Genomic DNA, 19,532 nt, shown 5'->3' on the forward strand with positions numbered 1-19,532 from the left:
CATACTCACAACTATTATCCCGAATTGAGGTTATGATTAAGTGCTTTTTGAAGGGCTTCTATACGTAGAGGTTTAGAAATGTAGTCATTCATTCCTGCATCAAAGCAAACTTGATTATCACCCTCTAGGGCGTTGGCGGTGAGAGCGATAATGTAGGGTTGAGGTAGGTTGTGGCGACTGCGTATCATTTTGGTGGCCGTTAAACCATCCATTTCGGGCATTTGTACATCCATGAGAATCACATCATAGGGAGTATCTTCTATTTTTTCTAATACTTCCACTCCGTTTTTAGCTACATCGGCTTGATAACCAAGTTTCTTGAGGGTGAGGAGGGCGACTTTTTGATTAACTAAGTTATCTTCGGCTAATAAAATTTTTAAGGGGGGTGCATCCATGGGGGCGGGGGAATTCTCTTGGTTATGGAGACGGGATGAAGGAGCATTGATGGGGATTTCGGCAAAAATAGTAAAGTAAAAGGTAGCCCCTTGGGATTCTTCTATGGTGCGCTGGGGTTGCCATTGTGGGGGGGGATTTCCTGCTATTCTGCCATGGCTTTGAGCCCAAATTTGTCCTCCCATAAGTTGTACCAGATTTTTACTGATGCTTAATCCTAATCCTGTGCCTCCGTAGCGTCGGCTTATGGAGTTGTCGGCTTGGGTAAAGGGTTGGAATAGTTGGTAAATGCGATCGCCCTTAATACCAATACCTGTATCCTCAATGGAGAAAAGAATCTCATCATGATTGTCGGTAATTTTTTGATGATTAAGGGAAAAGGAAACCTGTCCTTTTTCGGTAAACTTAATGGCATTACCAATCAAATTAAGTAAAATCTGTCGTAAACGGGAAGAATCACCATAAATAAAAGGGGGTAAATCTTCAGGAATATGATACACAAAACGAATACCCTTATCTTGTAACTGTTGCTCAAACAATTTAGCAATGGATTTAATGACATTAGCTAAACTAAAAATCTCTTTATTTAAAGTAAAATTACCCGATTCAATTTTAGAAAAATCAAGAATATCATTAATGATAGTTAATAGGGTTTCTCCACTATCACGGATGGTGTGGACAAAGTCTAATTGTTGCTCCGATAAGGGAGTATCTTCTAGTAATTTTATCATGCCAATTACCCCATTCATTGGAGTACGAATTTCATGGCTCATATTGGCTAAAAACTCACTTTTTGTTCTGGTGGCTTTTTCTGCTTTTTCCTTGGCTTTTTTCAGGGAAATTTCTGCTCTTTTACGGGTAGTTATATCAATTAAAAAGCCTTCCCATAATATATTTCCATTACTTTGTTTTTCGGGTAATGAACAGGCTTCATACCATTGCCATTCTTCCGTATCAATATCTTTTTTAATCCTAAATTCCGCATAGAAAGGAGTTAAAAACTGTGCTGATTGAACAATTTTTTGTCTAATGGAAATAATATCATCGGGGAAAACTCTTTCCCATAAAAATAAACTAGATTTTAATAATTTATCGGGTTCAATACCGCAAATTTGTTGACATTTTGGACTCACATAAATAAACTTATCTTTCCCTTCAGGAGTTAATAAATATTGATAAATAATCCCAGGCACATTCTCACTCAAACGACGAAATCGCAACTCACTTTTACGCAACTTTTGCTCGGCATTTTTTTGCTTACTTATATCCCTAATCAACCCATCCCAAATAATGTCTCCATTGGGCATTTTTTCGGGTGCTGCGGTGGCTTGAACCCATTTTATGACGTGATTGGACAAAATGATGCGATGCTCTGAATTAAAGGGCTTAAGGTTTTGGGCTGACTCATTGACAGCGGTGATGAGGGAGGGTAAATCATCGGGGTGAACTTTTTGCCAAAGGATGGCACTATCTTGGAGGATGTCTTCTGGTTCGAGGTGATAAATTTCCCTTGATTTGGGGCTAATATAGGTAAAACGATCATTGCCTTCTTTATCAATGATGTATTGATACACGATGCCAGGTACATTACGGGTGAGGCGACGAAATCTGGTGTTGCTTTCTTCTAGGGCTTTTTCTATTTTTTTACGATCGCTTATATCAAAGGACATACCACATAAATGATTATAAACTCCTTCTTCATTAGGGATCAAAAAATTAGTCACTAGCAGGGTTTTAACTTGATTGTTAATGGTAAATTCCTCTTCAAAAACCATCGGTTGCCCTGTTTCATATACAGTGCGATCGCACTTACGAATCATTTGAGCTTCTTGGGGAGAAAAAAGTTCCTCATAAGTCTTACCCACCACCTCAGCAGGTTTTTTCTCGAGGGTATTAGCAAAAGAATCATTAACAATTAAAATACGCCCATCCAAATCATTAACACATATTTCCAGGGGGGCATTATTTAAAATAGAAGCCAATCTTTTTTGGGAAGCCTGTAACTCCAACTCCTTCTGTTTCAACTGCGTAATATCCCTACCTACAGATTGAATTTCCACTAGATTTCCCTGTTGATCAAAAATACCTTGATTAATCCATTGCGTCCACCCCTGCCCTCCATTTTCTTGATAATTATGTTTTTCCGTGACAAAAGTAGGATTCTCAGGGCTTAAATTATTAATTTGCTCAAGGATTTCTGGCAAATCATCAGGATTGGCCAAATCAGCCCACGACTTACCCTGTATCTGTGCTAAAGTACATCCTAAAGCATCACACAAAGCAGGATTAGCAAAAATGATTGTCGTATCAGCCAAAGAGCGCAAGACAAAATCACTTTGAGTTTTAATCACTTGCTCATACATTTTTTGATACTCATTCAGGGCTTTTTCTTTTTGGGCAAAAGAGACTTGTAGCTGTTGTGCCATTTTCATGAAGCAAGAATATAGAATATCAAGCTCTTTAATTTTGCTCGGTTGATAATTAATAATTTCCCCTTGCCAGTTACCTTGGGCAATTTCGGTGGTTGATTTACTTAATTGTCGAATGGGTTTGGCTATTTTTTTTGCCACAAACCAACCCATAGAGGCAGAAAATAAGACACTTAGGGCGCTCAGGAAAAAGGTAGTATTAAGGTTACTTCTAATTTGCTCGGTGAATAAAGATTCAGGGATGATACTGATAATTAGCCAATGGATGCCTTCCCTATTTTCATAGGGGGTTACTTTGACATACATCGAATCTTCATTGGTGGAGAGTTTGATAATTTTTTCGCTGTTGATGTTATTTAAATCTTCATATTCATTTTTAAGGCTTTGGGTAACTTGGGCTACCATGGGGTTTTCACAATCGAGGGCGGATATTCTTTGGCTATGGTTGTTGATAACACCCCCGAGAAAGTTTTGACGACAACTACCAATCATTAATCCTTGGGTGTCGATAACAAAATTGATACTACCTTCTTCAAAATTAAGTTTTTGTAAAAAGTTGTTAATTTGTTCTAATTGTAAGTCAATGGATAGGGTGCCGATTAAATTATTATTGCTGTCATAAACGGGGGTGGCGTGGGAGATGGCAAGAATGGGGGGGAAAGCATTTTCACTATTCCAGCGGTATATTTGACTCCATCGGGGAAGTTGGGAGGTAGGGGTTTGTTGATACCAAGGGTTGGGGGAGGCAGAATTTTCTTTGACTTCGGCTATACTGATGAGGTTTCCTTGATTATCTACGTGGTAATATATTTTTTGGTCAGGATTTTCCTTGTCAATAATGGCTACTTCGAGGTTTGTTTGTTGGTGATGTCCGTAACCTACTCCGATATAATTTCCTTCTAAGTCGGCAAAGTTGATGTAACCGAGGTTAAATTCTCTGATTTTACTGTAAAAATATTTATGTAGGTTATTTTGATCGTTTTCTAGGTTGATGATTCCTGTTTGAAATGCTCTAACATTTATTCCGTTGACTTGCTCTGCTTTTCCTAGATAATTATCTAAATGCTCTAAGGTGCGATCGCTCGTTTCCTGTAACAGTCTATCAGCAAGACTTTCAACGGTGTTTTGCCCTGTGCGATAAGATAAATAACTGATTACTCCTACTGTGGTAACGATTTGTACTACAAAGGGGACGATTAAAACCCAACGGAGGGAAAAAGGGGAACTTTTTTTGGTGGAGGTTGAAGGTTTGGGATTCATTATCGCCATGGTAGGTGATGGTTGGCGAGAAAAAGTTAGGCTAATAATTTATTACTTCATATTAGCCAATTTTAATCAAAATTAAGATCCCAGTTTAAGGGCTTCGAGATATAAACCATAGGCAAATCCGATTTTAAGGGCGTTGAGGGTGGTGCGCCATAGGGGTTTATTGGGGTTTCGATTTTTATAAATGATTATATTTGAACCTTCGGTAAAAATAAGGAAGAAAAAAGCAAAGGTGACATCCCAGCGCGCGGCTTGCCCGGCAATGGAAGAAATGGCCGAAGCCAGAAAAAAGCCTAGTAAAAAACCAATGATATTCAGGGATAGTCGGCGCCATGGATTACGAAAAAAGTTGACGGTTTGATTGACTATGCCTGTGAGTAAGATGTTTAGTCTTGTGTCTTGCATGATGGTTAATTAACTTTTTAGATGGGGCAGGAGGGCGATCGCCCTTACCATGATAAGATGTTCTTGGACTTGAATCCGTTGATGTAGGGTTTCGGGGGTATCATCATCAAGAATAGGTACGGCAGATTGAATGAGAATCGGGCCACTATCCACCGCCAAATCTACTAAATGCACAGTACAACCCGTAATTTTTACCTTTGCCTTGAGTGCTTGTTCAACGGCATTGATACCTTTAAAACTAGGTAATAAACTAGGGTGAATATTAATCACTTTACGGGGAAAAGCATCTAACAATACATTGGTAATAATCCGCATCCATCCTGCCATTACCACCCATTCTACCCCATGATTTTGGAATACTTCTACAATGGCTTGATCTAATTCTTCACGGGTTTTAAAATCTCGATGATTTAATAATACCGCTTTGATGCCTAATTTTTCTGCCTTTTCCTTAACTTTAGCATCAGGATTATTATAAATGAGGACTTTGATTTTAGCATTTAATTCTCCATTGATGATACCACGGGCGATCGCCTCGAAGTTACTACCACTACCCGAAGCCATCACCCCCAAACTAACAGGAATATCAGATTTTAACTGCTCAACACTAACATCGGGAGAAATAATTGCGCTCATTTATCAGCTAATCAATAACTAAAGTCCACCCTAGATTATCTCAAACTTTGGCAAGATGAACAACAATGGACAATGGACAATTAATAAACTCTAACCTGTCACCTAAAACCTAATAATACTGACAGCCATTATCCCCAAGGGAGGTTAATTACTTATCGATAAGGTTTGCTTACTCTTATAAGACTCAAGGGCAGCATTTGCCACCTGCAAAGTATAAACACTATGGCGATTAGTCGTATAAATAGGAGCATCATTTAATAAATGTTCTAAAATTAATTCCGTATCTTGGGTAAACAAACCCCGACGACTGCCCACCTCCAAATCCGTTACCTTATCCCCCTGAATTAACTTACCCTTTTCCCCCTCAAACAACAAAACCCCCTCATCGCCATAAATAGTCAACACCCTACCACTACGGGCAAACTTATCCCCCTTACCATAAGTAATATTTACCCCCACCTGATTTTTAAACATCAATTGTGCCTGACACCAACAAGCCGAAAAATAACCACTCTCAGGCGCATCCCAAAAACGAGCATTACAACTAACAGTTGCCACCTCCCCAAACAAATCCGTAAAGCGATTAATGCGAGAAAGTGCCGCAATTAGAGGGAAACCATAATCATGATAATTATAAGTCCAATGGGGGGCAACCTTCGGCTTAGACAAAATAGTTTCATAACTAGCAAGGAAAGGATTACCAATTTTAAAAATATGTTGTTTAATAGCTTGATGCACTCCCCCCAAAAGTTCGATATGCTCAATATGAAGTAATTTTCTTTTTACTTTGGCTAAATTTAATAACTCGGGGGCTTCACTACTATTAATAGTTAAGGGATATTCCACAATAATATGTTTATCTGCCAATAGGGCTTCCTTGATAATTTGCCCATGGAGAGAGTTGACATTAGACACACAAATTAAATCAATTTCCTTGTCATTGATTAAATCTTGCCAACTAGATACGGTTTTTACATGATGAGTATTGCCAAAAGTAGTGGTTTTTTCAGGGGTGTTACCACTAACCCCAACCAATTGGGTATGGGGTGATGCGTTAAAGGCTTCTGCCCGTCTAGCGGCGGCGTATCCTGTGCCAACAATACCTACTTTGAGAGGAGTTTTGACAATATTATATTGACTCATCACGGTTTAAGATTAAAATTTTATGAAATTATTCCATTAATGATGACATGAAATATTATTTAATTTCAACAAGGATTTCTCACTGAATCAGTGAATCAAAATATCTCTTATATGAAATACTTAAATGTTTACGACAAATAAAATCCCAGCCCAATTAACCTCAATTTAGGTTAAAACCCTTGACCATTCCTTGTATAGATTTATGGGCGCTGAATCCATTTATTTCCAAACATAAAAGTTCAATTCATTGAACGAAAAATCCGTAGCCTTGTAATTCATTACAAGGCGGGAAATACTCAAAGGGCTATTTTTTTCCATAAACAATTATCCCTCACTGAAGTTAATTATATTTATAGCAATCTTTTTTCTATTTCATATTAGTTCAATTTATTGAACTATAAACTGTTAGCCTTGTAATTCATTGCAAGGTGGCAAGGTGGGTGATGATATATTCTCTCACTTTTTAGCGTCATTCAATTATATTTTCATACCATGATTAAACAATGGTATATTTTGAATACTAACTTAATTTGGATAATTTCACTCTATTTTATGCCCTAATTAAGCATCCCCTAGATTAACAAAAACCTTACAGACGATTAACTAAATCCCTAGCTTTTTTTATGGTGTCGGGCAATACTCCCACCAAAAGCCCAAATACTTCATCGGGTAGTTTTTCGGTGGTTGTACAATCAAACCAATGCTCAAATTGATTAAGGATAACCTGCGCCCTTTCACAGGGTATTGGGTTGGCGGTAATTTGGTGAATTAATTTTACCCATTGTCTTCTAATTAGATATGCCCTTTGTCTTTCGGAACTGTTTTGAGGTATAAATAAAGATAGTTTACCCACGGGGATAACATCTATTAAGTCTTGGTCAAAAAAACCCCCGACGATGGCGCCAGGTCCTGCAAATTCGGCATAATATTTTTTAATTAGGATAAGACCATTTTTCTTTTTAGGGTTAATAATTAATAAGGGTTTTTCTTGGACAAATTTATCTAAGTCATCATAAGTATTATTACTTTGGCTACTTTGATTCATGGGAAGGGGATGGGGGTTAGTTATTTTGGTTTATTGATAAAGGATTTTTGTAGGAGGAGACGACGTTTATTTTTGATAAATAGGCTATAAAGATTGGTTTCTTCTTGTTTTATGGTATAACCATTTTGCATATAGACTGTTTGCCCTGTGGTGTTTTCTGCTAAGACGTGGAGACAAAGGTTATTATGTCCCCAATTTTGGGCAATTTCTTCGCATTTTGTCAAGAGTTGGGTGGCGATGCCTTGACGACGAAATTCTTTTTTTACGGCAAGGTTGGAGATGTAGGGGCATTTTTTATTTTTACTCCAACTACCATAAAGGTTTCTGAAGGATATTTCTACAGTACCGACGATGTTTTCTTTTTTGCTGTTATTATCCTCTAGGGTGGCAATTAAGCAGTAATATTCTGTGTTATGCGTATAAATGCGATCGCGCAAATCCTCGGCAATACCCATTTTCATGAGGGGATATAGCCATGCCATCCATGGCGAAAAATGATGAAAACTATGGGTTAACACTTCGGCAATTTCAGAAATATCCTCGGAGGTAGCAAGGCGAATTAAAGGGCGATGGGAAGATGAGGAGGGGTTATGATGGGAAAATGATAATGATGATGTCACCAGCTTTTATTTAATGGGGATTTAATCAAAAAGTGGAAAGTAATTGATATTTGAGAATGGATAATTGATAAATAATATTTTTATTTGCTATCACCAGTTAAGTAAATCTAGGTTTATTTAATGGGGGCGAACAAATGTCCGCCCAAGATTTTATTTTTTATCCTCCAAAAGCAATGGGGAAGGTAAGTTTTAGGGCTGCAGTAAGTAGTAAATTAACTAAGGCTACGGGAAGTAAAAATTTCCAGCCTAAGTCTAAAAGTTGGTCAATTCTTACCCTAGGTACTGTCCAACGTAATAATACCGCAATAAATACTAAAAAGTATGCTTTTAATACTGTCATGGAGATACCAAGGGAAGCGGTAATTACCTGTAACCAAGGGGTTGTTTCACTGACTCCTAACCAACTAGCAAGGTTTTGGATGGGGATAGGGGAATCCCAACCACCTAAATAAAGTACAGCTACAATTAGGGCTGATAACACGAGGTTAACATAAGAACCTACATAAAAGAGGGCGAATTTCATGCCTGTGTATTCGGTTTGATACCCTGCTACTAATTCTTCTTCAGCTTCGGGTAAGTCGAAGGGTAAGCGCTCACATTCAGCTAGGGCGGCTACCCAAAAGATAAGAAATCCTACGGGTTGGCGCCAAATATTCCATCCCAAGATACCATACCCTGATTGTTGTTCTACAATGTCAATGGTACTAAGACTATTAGACATCATTACCACGGCGAGGACGGCTAGGGCAAGGGGAATTTCATAGCTGATGGATTGGGCGGCCGCCCTTAAACCTCCTAATAGGGAGTATTTGTTGTTGGAGGAGTAACCTGCCATTAGTAAACCGATGGGGGCAATACTGGAAAGGGAAATCCAGATAAAGATGCCTACGTTTAAGTCGGTGATAACGAGGTTTTGTCCGAAGGGTACAATTAAATATGATAAAAATACGGGAATTACTACCACTGCAGGGCCTAAGGTAAATAATAATGGATCTGCTTTGGCTGGGGTAATGTCTTCTTTAAAAACTAATTTAATACCGTCGGCGACAGGTTGTAATACGCCCAAGGGGCCTGCGTATTCTGGGCCAATTCTTTGTTGGGCAGCGGCGGAGATTTTTCTTTCTAACCATACGGTTACTAATACTCCCACGGTTGCACCGATAATCATTAAGACTAGGGGTAATGGTATCCACAGGGTTTTGGCTAACTCTGGGGGTAATCCTAAGTCGATGAGGGAGGTTATAAAACTTCCTTGTAAATCGATTCCTGAGTTCATTTTATTTGTTTTATTTATTTGCTTCTGGACTTCATTTTATATTAAAGTTAGTTATTGAACCAAAGTTTGCTCTTTTTTTGCCTAAAAAAAGGTTTTGATGAGTATGGATTAGTGCTAGGATTATTATTTTGAAGGGAGACGGGTTGTTACTGTTGTTTTTTATTCTATGGTGAAGGTTAAAAGATCTAGTTTTTATTTTTCTCGTAGGTTATTTTCTCAATATTCCCATGGCTTGAGTGCGGGTTATACTCCAAAAATTTATCGTCGTCTCTGTTGGTTTTTGGTTGGTTTAATGATTGTTGTGGGTGATAGGGGTTTAATTTTTTCTAGTTTAGGGGCGATCGCCCTTCTCTTTTTTATCTATAATTATCAGAGGGTTTCTTTTTCTTTTTTTCAAATATTTTCTCGTTTTTTTTCATCCCATCATCGTCGTTTTACTTTTGCGGTGGCAGGGGGAGGTTTAGGGGCGATCGCCCTTTATCTTTGTGCTAAAATTTGGTTAGAAATCGATAGCCATTGGTTGGCTAGTGCTATCCTTCTGCAAGGATTAATCAGCAGTGGTACATTTGCCTTGTTAGGTTGGTATTTTTATCAGCAAAAAAACCACAAATCAGAAACCTTTGAACAAAATATTAATTACCTCATCGCTGAATCTCCCCTGCAAAGATTATACGGCTTAAATCAACTCATCAGTCTTTGGCATACGGGTAAGTTAAATGTTAATCAAATTCAACAAATGATTGATTATTTATTAATCATGAAAAATAACGAAAATGACACTATCATTCTTGAAAAATTAAATTATCTTATAAATCAAATTAATCCTAATATTAACTACTACTCCCCTACACAAATCCATAACAAACCTCTCCATATTCCGCAAAAATATCATCATAAAATTATAATTAACGACTGATGTTACGTAATTTTTTTAAGCAGGTGGCAGGTTAAAAATATTATTACTATTGCCCATTCCCTATTGCCAAACTAAACTAAAAATCATACCTCAATTCACCAACGCCAAAAATATTAATTCTTTTGTTTCAACTCCTCCACCTTTAAAATAATAAAATACTCATAAAAACTCTGTAAAACACACCAAGCAAATCCTGCCTTACCATCCAAAAAACCCCTCAAAATAAAATACATATAAAACCAACGAAAAAAAGGCCGAAAAGGAATCCTAAAAGATAAATCTTTCAAAGCACGACGACGAATTACTTCCGTTTCTCCAAAAAACAAATCTCGCCAACGAATAGTTTTATTTACCTCCCGTTGCCGAATATTTTCCATCGCCTCATCCGTAGAATAACGGTTATGTTTCTCTAACCAACGACTTAAACCCTTACTACAAGTATAATGGGGATAAATATTTTTTAAATATCCCGTCTTACCATCACAAACTTCCCTTTCCGCATGGCCAAAATCAATAAAAGAAACCTTATCTTTTTTAAACAAACGCATCTGATGACGAGGATATTGACTACTATATTTAATCCAAGTACCCAAAAAAATCATTTTTTCCGCCACATAATAACCCACATATTCCAAACTTTTAACAACCTCTAAACACTCATTAAATAATTCAGGAGTAAACCTTTCATCAGCTTCCAATAAATATACCCAATCATATTTAGTTTCAATATTTTCTAACATCCAATTTCTTTGTTTACCGTGAGATTCAAAACTATGTTGAACAATTCTGACGGGAAATTTTGAAGCAATATCAATAGTTTTATCACTACTAAAAGAGTCAACCACGATAATATCGTCACACTCAGAAGCAGATTTAATACAATCAGCAATATCTATTTCTTCGTTATAAGTAAGAATAAAAATAGAAAACATTTAAATTAAACTAAAAAAAATAATTAATAAAAACAAAAAAATAAACAAAATTAAATAAATAATAGTAACTAAGCATCACATGAAAACATGAAAAAAAAAGTCACCATTAAAATATTTAGCAAACAATCTCTTTTAAATGTGATTATAATAGTTATGAGTGCAAAAAATAACAAAAAATACAATATATTTCCATGGAATGGCAAGAAAGAAATGGTAACTGGGTATTAGCCCCTTCTCAACCCATTGGTATTATCCACTTTCTCGGTGGTGCTTTTGTGGCAACCGCCCCCCATGTAACCTATCGTTGGTTATTAGAAAGACTAGCATATCAAGGTTACTTAATCATAGCCACTCCTTTTATTAATACATTAGATCATAAAAATATCGCATTATATGTATTAAATAAATTTGAAAATCTGTTACAAAAATTAGATAATAACACAGGCCTAGACGTAAAATATTTACCGATTTATGGTATGGGGCATAGTATGGGTTGTAAACTTCATTTATTAATTGGCAGTTTATTTGAAGTAGAAAGGGCCGGAAATATTCTGATTTCTTTTAATAATTATCCTTTACAAAAAGCAATTCCTTTCATGGATCAAATTATCCCATCCATTACCGATAATATAAAAAATAATTGGAAAATAGATCCTAACCTACAATTTGAATTTACCCCTTCCCCTGAAGAAACAAAAGATATTATCAAAGAAAACTATACAACCCGCCGTAACCTATTAATTAAGTTTAGCAACGATAACATTGATCAAACTTTAACATTACAACCGATTTTGACAAATCTTTTTCCCAATATGATTTCTACCCTAACCCTACAAGGAAATCATCTTACCCCCCTAGCCCAAGATATTGAATGGGAAGTCGGTGAAGTTTTTACCCCTTTAGATGCCATTGGGCAATGGGTGAAACAAAGTTTTTCTAAGGATATTTACAGCCTAGAAAAAGAGGTATCACGGTGGTTAAATCCTGCCCAGTATTCTGTTTCTACTAATAATTAATCGTCAAATTATCTCAATTAACTTTTAATCCTTAATTGTCTATCATCAACATTAGGGATAATGATACTTTTGTCAGAAATAAAAATTAATTAATGTAACTTAGTCACCCATCAACTGTGAGTATTTTATTTTCTTTTTTCGGTGGTATTTTAATGGGTTTAACTGTTGCCCCAACAAATTTTTGGTTTTTAGGTTGGGTAGCAATGATACCCCTCTGGATGGGGATAAAAAAAGAGTCGTTGTCGGAAACCTTGCTTTCTTGTTTTGCTTGGGGTTGTGGTTATCATGGTTTAGCTTTATTTTGGATTACGGGAATTCATCCCATGACTTGGATGGGGGTGAGTTGGTTTAATAGTATTTTAATTGCTTTATTTGCTTGGATTTTTATTACTTTTTGGGGTGCTGGATTAGTTGTTAGTTGGGGAGCTATATTTTATGGATTTATTGTTTATTTAAGTAGCGTAAAAAAATCTTCTATTTATCTATTTTGGAAAATACTTCTAGGGATAATGATATGGTGTTTATTGGAAAAAGTTTGGAGTTTTTCGCCCTTATGGTGGTCATCAATTTCTTATAGTCAAAGTCCTTATAATTTATCTATTTTACAGTTTTTAAAGCTATCGGGAATCACTATAGTAACTTCGTTGTTAATATTGGTTAATAGTTTATTAGCTGAAGGATGTATAGCTTTTAAAGGAAGTAAATATAGGTATATTTCTTTTTTCAAGGATGACAAAAAAAAATATTTATCTATACCTTTAGGATTTTTTTTATTAATATTATTTCATGGTATAGGTTATTTTTGGTATGTTCAACCTATCTTTAATAATCCTAATGAAATTGTTAAAGTTGGCATAATTCAAGGCAATATACCTAATACTATCAAATTATATGAATCTGGGGTAGCAAGGGCGATCGCCCGTTACACAAAAAGCTACGAAACATTAAGCCAAGAAGGAGTAGATTTAATAATCACCCCCGAAACAGCCATCCCCCTATACTTAAACGATATAAAAACTAAAACCAACCTATATTCGACCATCTTAAAACAAAATACCCCCCTGATTTTAGGAGCATTCGGCAAAAAAGAAAACAACTTCACTAATAGCCTCTTTTTGATTGATCCACCCCAAAACAACAATCAACAATATGATAAAATTAAACTCGTACCCCTAGGAGAATATATACCCCTAGGCAACATCTTAGGTAAGTTTATCAACCGCCTATCCCCCCTTGATGCTCACCTCATAGCAGGAGAAAAACATCAAACCTTCATAACCCCTTTTGGAAAAGCCATTGTGGGTATTTGTTACGAATCAGCCTATGGAGAGCATTTCAGAGCGCAAACCAACCAAGGAGGGCAATTTATCATTACATCATCCAACAACGCCCATTACAGCCAAGCTATGCCCTCTCAGCACCATGCCCAAGACGTAATGAGAGCCATTGAAAATGATCGATGGATGGCAAGGGCTACCAACACAGGATATTCAGGAATTGTTGACCCCCATGGTAACACCATTTGGCGCTCTGATATTAATCAATATCAAACTTATAAGGGCGATATATACCGCCGTCAAACTCAAACTCCCTATGTCCGTTGGGGAGACTGGTTAAATGGCTTATTTGTAATTATACTTACGGGGCTATTAATTTACTGTATAATAATATAGTATTCTAACCATGCATATCTTTCATAACTTGATGGTCAGAATCTTTTTGAGCGCCTAAGATGAGAGTTTAGCGAATAATTAATATATTAAATCTAATTAAGAATATGAGTAATTTAACCGAAGAAAAAACCTCCGCCGTTGTTGCCTCAGAATGTTTAATGGCGAAAATGTCTCCTTCTGCATTGGGTTTGGTGGCTGACTTTTTCAAAGTGTTATCCGAAAGTAGTCGTTTAAATATTGTCTGTGCTTTACGTAGTGGCGAAAAAAATGTTTCTGAAATCATTGATATTACAGAATTAGGACAAGCCAATGTATCTAAACACCTGAAAATTCTAGCGGGGGCTGGGGTGGTTACCCGTACTCAAAAAGGTATTAATGTTTACTATAAAATATCCAATGCTTTTGTTTTTGAATTGTGTGATTTGGTGTGTAATTCCTTATCTATCCAAATTGAGCAACAAAATAAACATTTACAACACCTACGGGCAATGCAACAAACCATCGAAAATTGATACATTTTCCCTTTATTTAATTCGTAAATTTTCTTAAAGATTCTTTTCTTCTAGGGTTGGTAAGTAAGGGTAAAATGGGATAAATAAAATCAAATTATAATAATCTAGTTACTTTTTAAACAATGATTACTTGTCCTAATTGTCAATATGAAAATCCTGACGGGGCGACAGTTTGCGAACTTTGTTTTACCCCCCTAGGAGAAGGGGCTGTAACGACACAATGCCCGAATTGTAAGGCCGATGTGCCTCCTAATGCTACTTTTTGTGGGGAGTGTGGCTTTAGTCTGACAAACTCGGTGGGGACTGATGATGTCAACATAAATGATATAAATATGGAAGAGGCTAGTTATCAAACTCCTTCGGCCGCCACTAGGGCTGAAACTTCCATTAAACAAGAAACCTTTTTACAGATGCCCTCGGCGAGTTTGCTCCATGTACAAACTAATACTACCATTGAATTAGCCTCTGATTTACCTGTGATTCACTTAGGGAAGGCTAATGAAACTGTGCCTCCTGATATTGATGTGTCGGGTTTTCCTAACTCGCAAATTGTTTCCCGTATTCATGCCGATATCCGTCAGGAAAATGGCTCTTATTTCCTGGAAGATACTGGTAGCGCCAATGGTACTTATGTTAATCATGTTCCTTTGGCAAGGGGTAATCGTCATTGTTTGAGTAATGGCGATCGCATCGCCCTCGGTAAAGAAGATAAAGTAACTTTTATTTTTCAAGTAAATTAAAAAAAAAAGAGAGTTAGACATAAGCCGGATTCTGTTCTCTATAATATTATTTATCATAGAGGGTAGTTATCTATCTAGGATGTTTGTTACCAAACACCTCAAGCGGTACACCAGAAACGGAATAGGAAAAAGACCAACCCTCATTCCTCCGACCTTGCTTCCAACCGGGGTTTACCGAGCCAGTACCTCTCGATACTGCTGGTGCGCTCTTACCGCACCTTTGCACCCTTACCTTAATCAAAAGGCGGTATGTTTCTGTGGCACTATCCTCACGTTCACACGCACTGGGCGTTACCCAGCAAGTCTGATCTTTAGGAAGTCCGGACTTTCCTCAAGTTAGGTTCACAGGAAAACCCTAACTTGCAACTACCTCACTAACTCTCTATTATAGTTATTCTATCACTCTCAAACCCCCACTGACATTTATTTTCTGAGCTACAAATCTATGGGGACTTTTACTATTTTCAATGATTGATTAGAAACCAGCCTAGATCAAACATTTATCCATGATGGATTTATCTCCAAAAAGGGAAAAATAAAAAGAGGAAGAAAAGAGAACCGAAAATGTACGTTCGGTAATTACTCAATTAAAAAACCTTTCATAATAACTCAAAATGAGTCATCATATAAAGTAGTCGTTAACAAATTGTTATATTTTTGTAAACCTTTTTTAGTCCTCAATGCCTAATTAGGGAAATTTAAAGAAAGAAATTTACAATAGTGAACTTTTTTTAACAAATTGGAGTCTATAGAAACAGTATTATAAAAAATAGACACATTGTGGAGATTCATTAACGAACTCCAGAAATGTAAAAGGATATGTTTCATGATAACAATCCTATCACAAAAAATTGCGATTGAAGTTAGGAGAAGATAAGCCCTATGCCCACTGCCAAATTAAACGGAATGGACAAGAAAAAAGTTAATACTGTAGATATGGTGCGTACCTATTTACAAGAAATCGGAAAAGTCCCCCTTCTGAGTCATGAGCAAGAAATTGTTTTTGGGAAGCAAGTACAGGAAATGATGTCTTTGTATGCCCAGAAAGAAGAACTAGCCGAAAAATTGGACCATGAACCAACTTTAGAGGAGTGGGCAGAGGCTGTGGAAAAAAGTCCTGCGGAGTTAAGGAAACTTATCCATCAGGGTAAACGTGCTAAGCAGAAAATGATTGAGGCGAATTTACGTCTTGTAGTGGCGATCGCCAAGAAGTACCAAAAAAGAAACATGGAGTTTTTGGACTTGATTCAAGAAGGTAGTCTCGGTTTAGAAAGGGGTGTCGAAAAATTTGACCCCACCAAAGGTTTTAAATTCTCTACCTATGCTTACTGGTGGATTCGTCAGGCTATCACAAGGGCGATCGCACAACAAGCCAGAACAATCCGTTTACCAATACACATCACAGAAAAACTAAATAAAATCAAAAAAACCCAACGGGAATTATCTCAAAAACTAGGCAGAAGCCCCAACCAAAGTGAAATAGCTAACGCCCTAGACTTAGAACCTTCCCAAATCAGAGAATACTTCAGCATCGCCCGTCAACCCATCTCCCTCGATGTAAAAGTGGGAGATAACCAAGATACTGAATTATCCGAACTCCTAGAAGATGAAGGATTATCCCCCGACAAATATATAACCCAAGAACTCATGCGTCAAGACTTACACAAACTTCTAGGGGAATTAACCACCCAACAACAAGAAGTAGTAAGACTACGCTTTGGCTTAGAAGACGGTAAAGAATTATCCCTAGCCAAAATTGGTCAAAGAATGGGTATTAGTAGAGAAAGAGTTCGTCAACTAGAACAACAAGCCCTAGCCCATCTACGCAAAAAACGAGGAAGCGTCAGAGAATACATCGTCACAGGCTAACAACTAGCCATCATCAATATCCATCAAATATTCGCCAGATTAAGACTTCTTAAAGATTTCATAATCTGGTTTTTTTCTTCCTCAAAACTGCTACAACAAAACTAGAAATACAAACCAATCATATAATTAACCATGGGACTATTAATTGACGGTGTCTGGCAGAATAAATGGTACGACACCGATAAAAACCAAGGAAAATTTATCCGCCAAGCATCGGCATTTCGTAACTGGATTACCCCCGATGGTGAGCCAGGTATCACAGGAAAAGGAGGATTTAAACCCGAATTAGGACGTTATCATCTTTACATATCCTTAGCTTGTCCTTGGGCCCACCGTACCCTTATTTTTCGCAAACTAAAAGGATTAGAAGAAATTATCCCTATTTCCATCGTTAACTGGTACATGGGCGAACAAGGCTGGACATTTGCCCCCGCCCCAGGGGTTATTGCTGATCCCATATTTCATGCCCAATATCTCCATCAAATTTATACCCATGCCGACGCACAATACACAGGGAGAGTCACTGTGCCAATTTTATGGGATAAAAAAACTAATACCATTGTTAATAACGAATCATCGGAAATTATTCGCATTTTTAATAATGCCTTTGACGGTATTGGTGCAAAAAAAGGGGATTATTACCCTCCCCATTTAAGAAGCCAAATTGATCAACTCAACGATCGCATTTACCACAACATCAACAACGGGGTTTATAAATGTGGTTTTGCTACCACCCAATCCGCCTACGAAGAAGCCTTAACACCCCTCTTTGAAACCCTAGATTGGCTAGAAACGATCCTATCTCAAAAAACATATCTAACGGGAAATCAAATCACCGAAGCAGACTGGAGACTATTTACCACCCTAATTCGTTTCGATGCCGTATATGTGGGACATTTTAAATGTAATCTACGGCGTATCGCCGACTACTCCCATCTTTCCCGCTATTTAAACAACCTTTATACCATCGAAGGCATAGCCGAAACCGTTGACTTTGACCATATCAAAAAACACTATTACCAAAGTCACCCCACCATCAATCCCACAGGTATTGTACCCGTAGGACCATTATTAGAGTTCACAAAAACCCCTAATCATTAATCGGTTGGCGTCCATAAAGATAAGTTAGATACTGGAGATGTTGCCCCACATCTTCGGTTAAATCATGATCCTGATAACGCCAACTCCAATTATCCTGCACTGTACCAGGGGTATTCATCTTAGAATTACTACCTAACCCCAATAAATCCTGCACAGGAAAAACCGCCATATTAGCCACCGAACCAAGGGCTAAACGAATCAAACTCCAATGGATTCCTTCCTTACAAATTGAACCAAGATAGTCCACCACACGATTACGCTCCTCAAAAGAACGCTTTTCAAACCAACCCACCGTTGTATCATTATCGTGAGTACCCGTATAAACCACACAATTGCGATTATCATAATTGTACGGTAAGAAACCATTGGCGCGATCGGAATCAAAAGCAAAATGAAGTACCTTCATCCCAGGAAAGCTAAACTTGTCCCGCAACGCCTCCACTTCAGGGGTAATCACTCCCAAATCTTCGGCCACAATGGGTAATATACCCAGCTCTTTTTCCAAAATAGTAAAAAATTCATCCCCTAGAGCCTTTACCCATTCCCCATTCATCGCCGTGGTTTCCCCCTGAGGCACAGCCCAAAAAGACTCAAAACCCCGAAAATGATCGATGCGCATTATATCCACATATTGCAACATCCCCTTAATTCTTTGTACCCACCAAGCAAAGTTAGTTTTTTCCAAGGCTTCCCAATCGTAAACAGGATTACCCCATAATTGACCAGTTTCACTAAAATAATCGGGCGGTACTCCCGCCATAGATGCAGCTGCCCCCGTTTCCTCATCGAGACGGAAGATGCCTTGATTTGCCCAGACATCTACACTATCATGGGCGACATAAATGGGAATATCACCAAAAATCTGGATTCCCCTTTCATTGGCATAGTTTTTTAAATTACACCATTGGCGGAAAAAGCTAAACTGCAAAAACTTGTGGTAGAACATTTCATCCCCTAGCTTTAATTGCCATTTATGGATGGCTTCGGGTTCTCTTTTGGCAATGTCTTGATCCCACTGAAACCACGCTGCACCATGGTGGTATTCTTTGAGAGCCATAAAAAGGGAGTAGTTTTCTAACCAATAACTATAGTCATGGCAAAATTGATCAAATTCTTGCTTATATTCGTCCTCTGGTGTTTCCTGAAAAGTATCAAAGGCTTTTCTGAGCAAGGGGAATTTAGTTTCAATCACTAACTGAAAATTGATTCTTGAGGGGTCAACTTTCTCAAATTTTTCCTTAGCTTGGTTGATGTCTTCCTCTGTTAATAAACCGTCCCCGAATAGAATATCAAGACTGATTAGGAGGGGGTTACCTGCTAAGGCTGAATAGGATAAGTAGGGGGAGTTACCGCTTCCCGTTGGCCCTAGGGGTAAAATCTGCCATACTTGTTGATCACTGCTATGAAGGAAATCGACAAATCCATAAGCTCCTCCTCCTAAGTCTCCTATACCGTAAGCACTAGGTAAGGATGTGGGATGGAGTAATATTCCACTAGAGCGACGATCAAACATGAGTTGTAGTTAATTGTTTTGTACGGTTTTATCTTAGCAAAGACGAT

At 37.5% G+C, this 19,532-nt stretch carries 16 protein-coding genes and 1 other RNA gene; 7 read left to right on the forward strand and 10 right to left on the reverse strand.

The window, feature by feature from the left end; all coding sequences use genetic code 11:
- Positions 1 to 14: 14 nt before the first annotated feature.
- From IQ215_RS04630 to nuoH, 7 genes are all read right to left on the reverse strand, one after another.
- A complete protein-coding gene (locus IQ215_RS04630; protein WP_193800144.1) occupies positions 15 to 4,082 on the reverse strand; it encodes a PAS domain S-box protein in 4,068 nt (1,355 codons plus the stop codon).
- 81 nt (positions 4,083 to 4,163) lie between these two features.
- The gene (locus IQ215_RS04635) at positions 4,164 to 4,493 is read right to left on the reverse strand and encodes a DUF565 domain-containing protein (RefSeq protein ID WP_193800145.1); all 330 of its coding nucleotides are present in this window, start codon (positions 4,491 to 4,493) and stop codon (positions 4,164 to 4,166) included.
- A 9-nt stretch (positions 4,494 to 4,502) separates the two neighbouring features.
- Entirely contained in the window at positions 4,503 to 5,129 is a 627-nt protein-coding gene (gene purN / locus IQ215_RS04640) for a phosphoribosylglycinamide formyltransferase (RefSeq protein ID WP_193800146.1), read from the reverse strand.
- A gap of 144 nt (positions 5,130 to 5,273) precedes the next feature.
- On the reverse strand, positions 5,274 to 6,272 hold the full coding sequence (locus IQ215_RS04645) for a Gfo/Idh/MocA family protein (protein WP_193800147.1): 999 nt from the start codon (positions 6,270 to 6,272) through the stop codon (positions 5,274 to 5,276).
- A 589-nt stretch (positions 6,273 to 6,861) separates the two neighbouring features.
- Entirely contained in the window at positions 6,862 to 7,317 is a 456-nt protein-coding gene (locus IQ215_RS04650; protein ID WP_193800148.1) for a hypothetical protein, read from the reverse strand.
- Between the two features lie 20 nt (positions 7,318 to 7,337).
- Positions 7,338 to 7,937 (reverse strand): GNAT family N-acetyltransferase, encoded by a 600-nt coding sequence (locus tag IQ215_RS04655; protein WP_347239018.1) that lies wholly within the window; start codon positions 7,935 to 7,937, stop codon positions 7,338 to 7,340.
- Between the two features lie 157 nt (positions 7,938 to 8,094).
- Positions 8,095 to 9,213 carry an NADH-quinone oxidoreductase subunit NuoH gene (gene nuoH / locus IQ215_RS04660; protein WP_193800149.1) on the reverse strand — a complete coding sequence of 373 codons (1,119 nt, stop codon included), beginning with the start codon at positions 9,211 to 9,213 and terminating at the stop codon, positions 8,095 to 8,097.
- Between the two features lie 166 nt (positions 9,214 to 9,379).
- Between nuoH and IQ215_RS04665 the strand changes: the two genes are divergently transcribed.
- Complete coding sequence (locus IQ215_RS04665) at positions 9,380 to 10,129, forward strand: hypothetical protein (protein ID WP_193800150.1); 750 nt, start codon at positions 9,380 to 9,382, stop codon at positions 10,127 to 10,129.
- Between the two features lie 113 nt (positions 10,130 to 10,242).
- Here IQ215_RS04665 and IQ215_RS04670 read toward each other — a convergent pair whose 3' ends face one another.
- Positions 10,243 to 11,061: a glycosyltransferase family 2 protein gene (locus tag IQ215_RS04670; RefSeq protein ID WP_193800151.1), complete on the reverse strand. Its 819-nt coding sequence runs from the start codon at positions 11,059 to 11,061 to the stop codon at positions 10,243 to 10,245.
- Positions 11,062 to 11,252: 191 nt separating this feature from the next.
- On the opposite strand from IQ215_RS04670, the gene IQ215_RS04675 reads away from it, so the two are divergent.
- From IQ215_RS04675 to IQ215_RS04690, 4 genes are all read left to right on the forward strand, one after another.
- Positions 11,253 to 12,077 (forward strand): DUF1350 family protein, encoded by an 825-nt coding sequence (locus IQ215_RS04675; RefSeq protein WP_193800152.1) that lies wholly within the window; start codon positions 11,253 to 11,255, stop codon positions 12,075 to 12,077.
- A gap of 152 nt (positions 12,078 to 12,229) precedes the next feature.
- Positions 12,230 to 13,750: an apolipoprotein N-acyltransferase gene (lnt, locus tag IQ215_RS04680; protein WP_193800223.1), complete on the forward strand. Its 1,521-nt coding sequence runs from the start codon at positions 12,230 to 12,232 to the stop codon at positions 13,748 to 13,750.
- A gap of 104 nt (positions 13,751 to 13,854) precedes the next feature.
- Complete coding sequence (locus tag IQ215_RS04685; protein ID WP_193800153.1) at positions 13,855 to 14,262, forward strand: ArsR/SmtB family transcription factor; 408 nt, start codon at positions 13,855 to 13,857, stop codon at positions 14,260 to 14,262.
- A gap of 122 nt (positions 14,263 to 14,384) precedes the next feature.
- Positions 14,385 to 15,002 (forward strand): FHA domain-containing protein, encoded by a 618-nt coding sequence (locus IQ215_RS04690; RefSeq protein WP_193800154.1) that lies wholly within the window; start codon positions 14,385 to 14,387, stop codon positions 15,000 to 15,002.
- 5 nt (positions 15,003 to 15,007) lie between these two features.
- On the opposite strand, the gene rnpB is transcribed toward IQ215_RS04690, so the two are convergent.
- Positions 15,008 to 15,384: RNase P RNA component class A (rnpB, locus tag IQ215_RS04695), an RNA gene on the reverse strand.
- A 500-nt stretch (positions 15,385 to 15,884) separates the two neighbouring features.
- On the opposite strand from rnpB, the gene IQ215_RS04700 reads away from it, so the two are divergent.
- Together IQ215_RS04700 and IQ215_RS04705 are read left to right on the forward strand one after the other, a co-directional pair.
- The gene (locus IQ215_RS04700; RefSeq protein WP_193800155.1) at positions 15,885 to 16,871 is read left to right on the forward strand and encodes an RNA polymerase sigma factor, RpoD/SigA family; all 987 of its coding nucleotides are present in this window, start codon (positions 15,885 to 15,887) and stop codon (positions 16,869 to 16,871) included.
- A 132-nt stretch (positions 16,872 to 17,003) separates the two neighbouring features.
- On the forward strand, positions 17,004 to 17,972 hold the full coding sequence (locus tag IQ215_RS04705) for a glutathione S-transferase family protein (RefSeq protein WP_193800156.1): 969 nt from the start codon (positions 17,004 to 17,006) through the stop codon (positions 17,970 to 17,972).
- Here the strand turns inward: IQ215_RS04705 and malQ are convergent.
- A complete protein-coding gene (gene malQ / locus IQ215_RS04710) occupies positions 17,962 to 19,485 on the reverse strand; it encodes a 4-alpha-glucanotransferase (protein ID WP_193800157.1) in 1,524 nt (507 codons plus the stop codon). The two genes, IQ215_RS04705 and malQ, sit on opposite strands and share 11 nt — an antisense overlap.
- Positions 19,486 to 19,532: the final 47 nt, after the last annotated feature.

Source organism: Cyanobacterium stanieri LEGE 03274, assembly GCF_015207825.1.
Classification (GTDB): domain Bacteria; phylum Cyanobacteriota; class Cyanobacteriia; order Cyanobacteriales; family Cyanobacteriaceae; genus Cyanobacterium; species Cyanobacterium stanieri_B.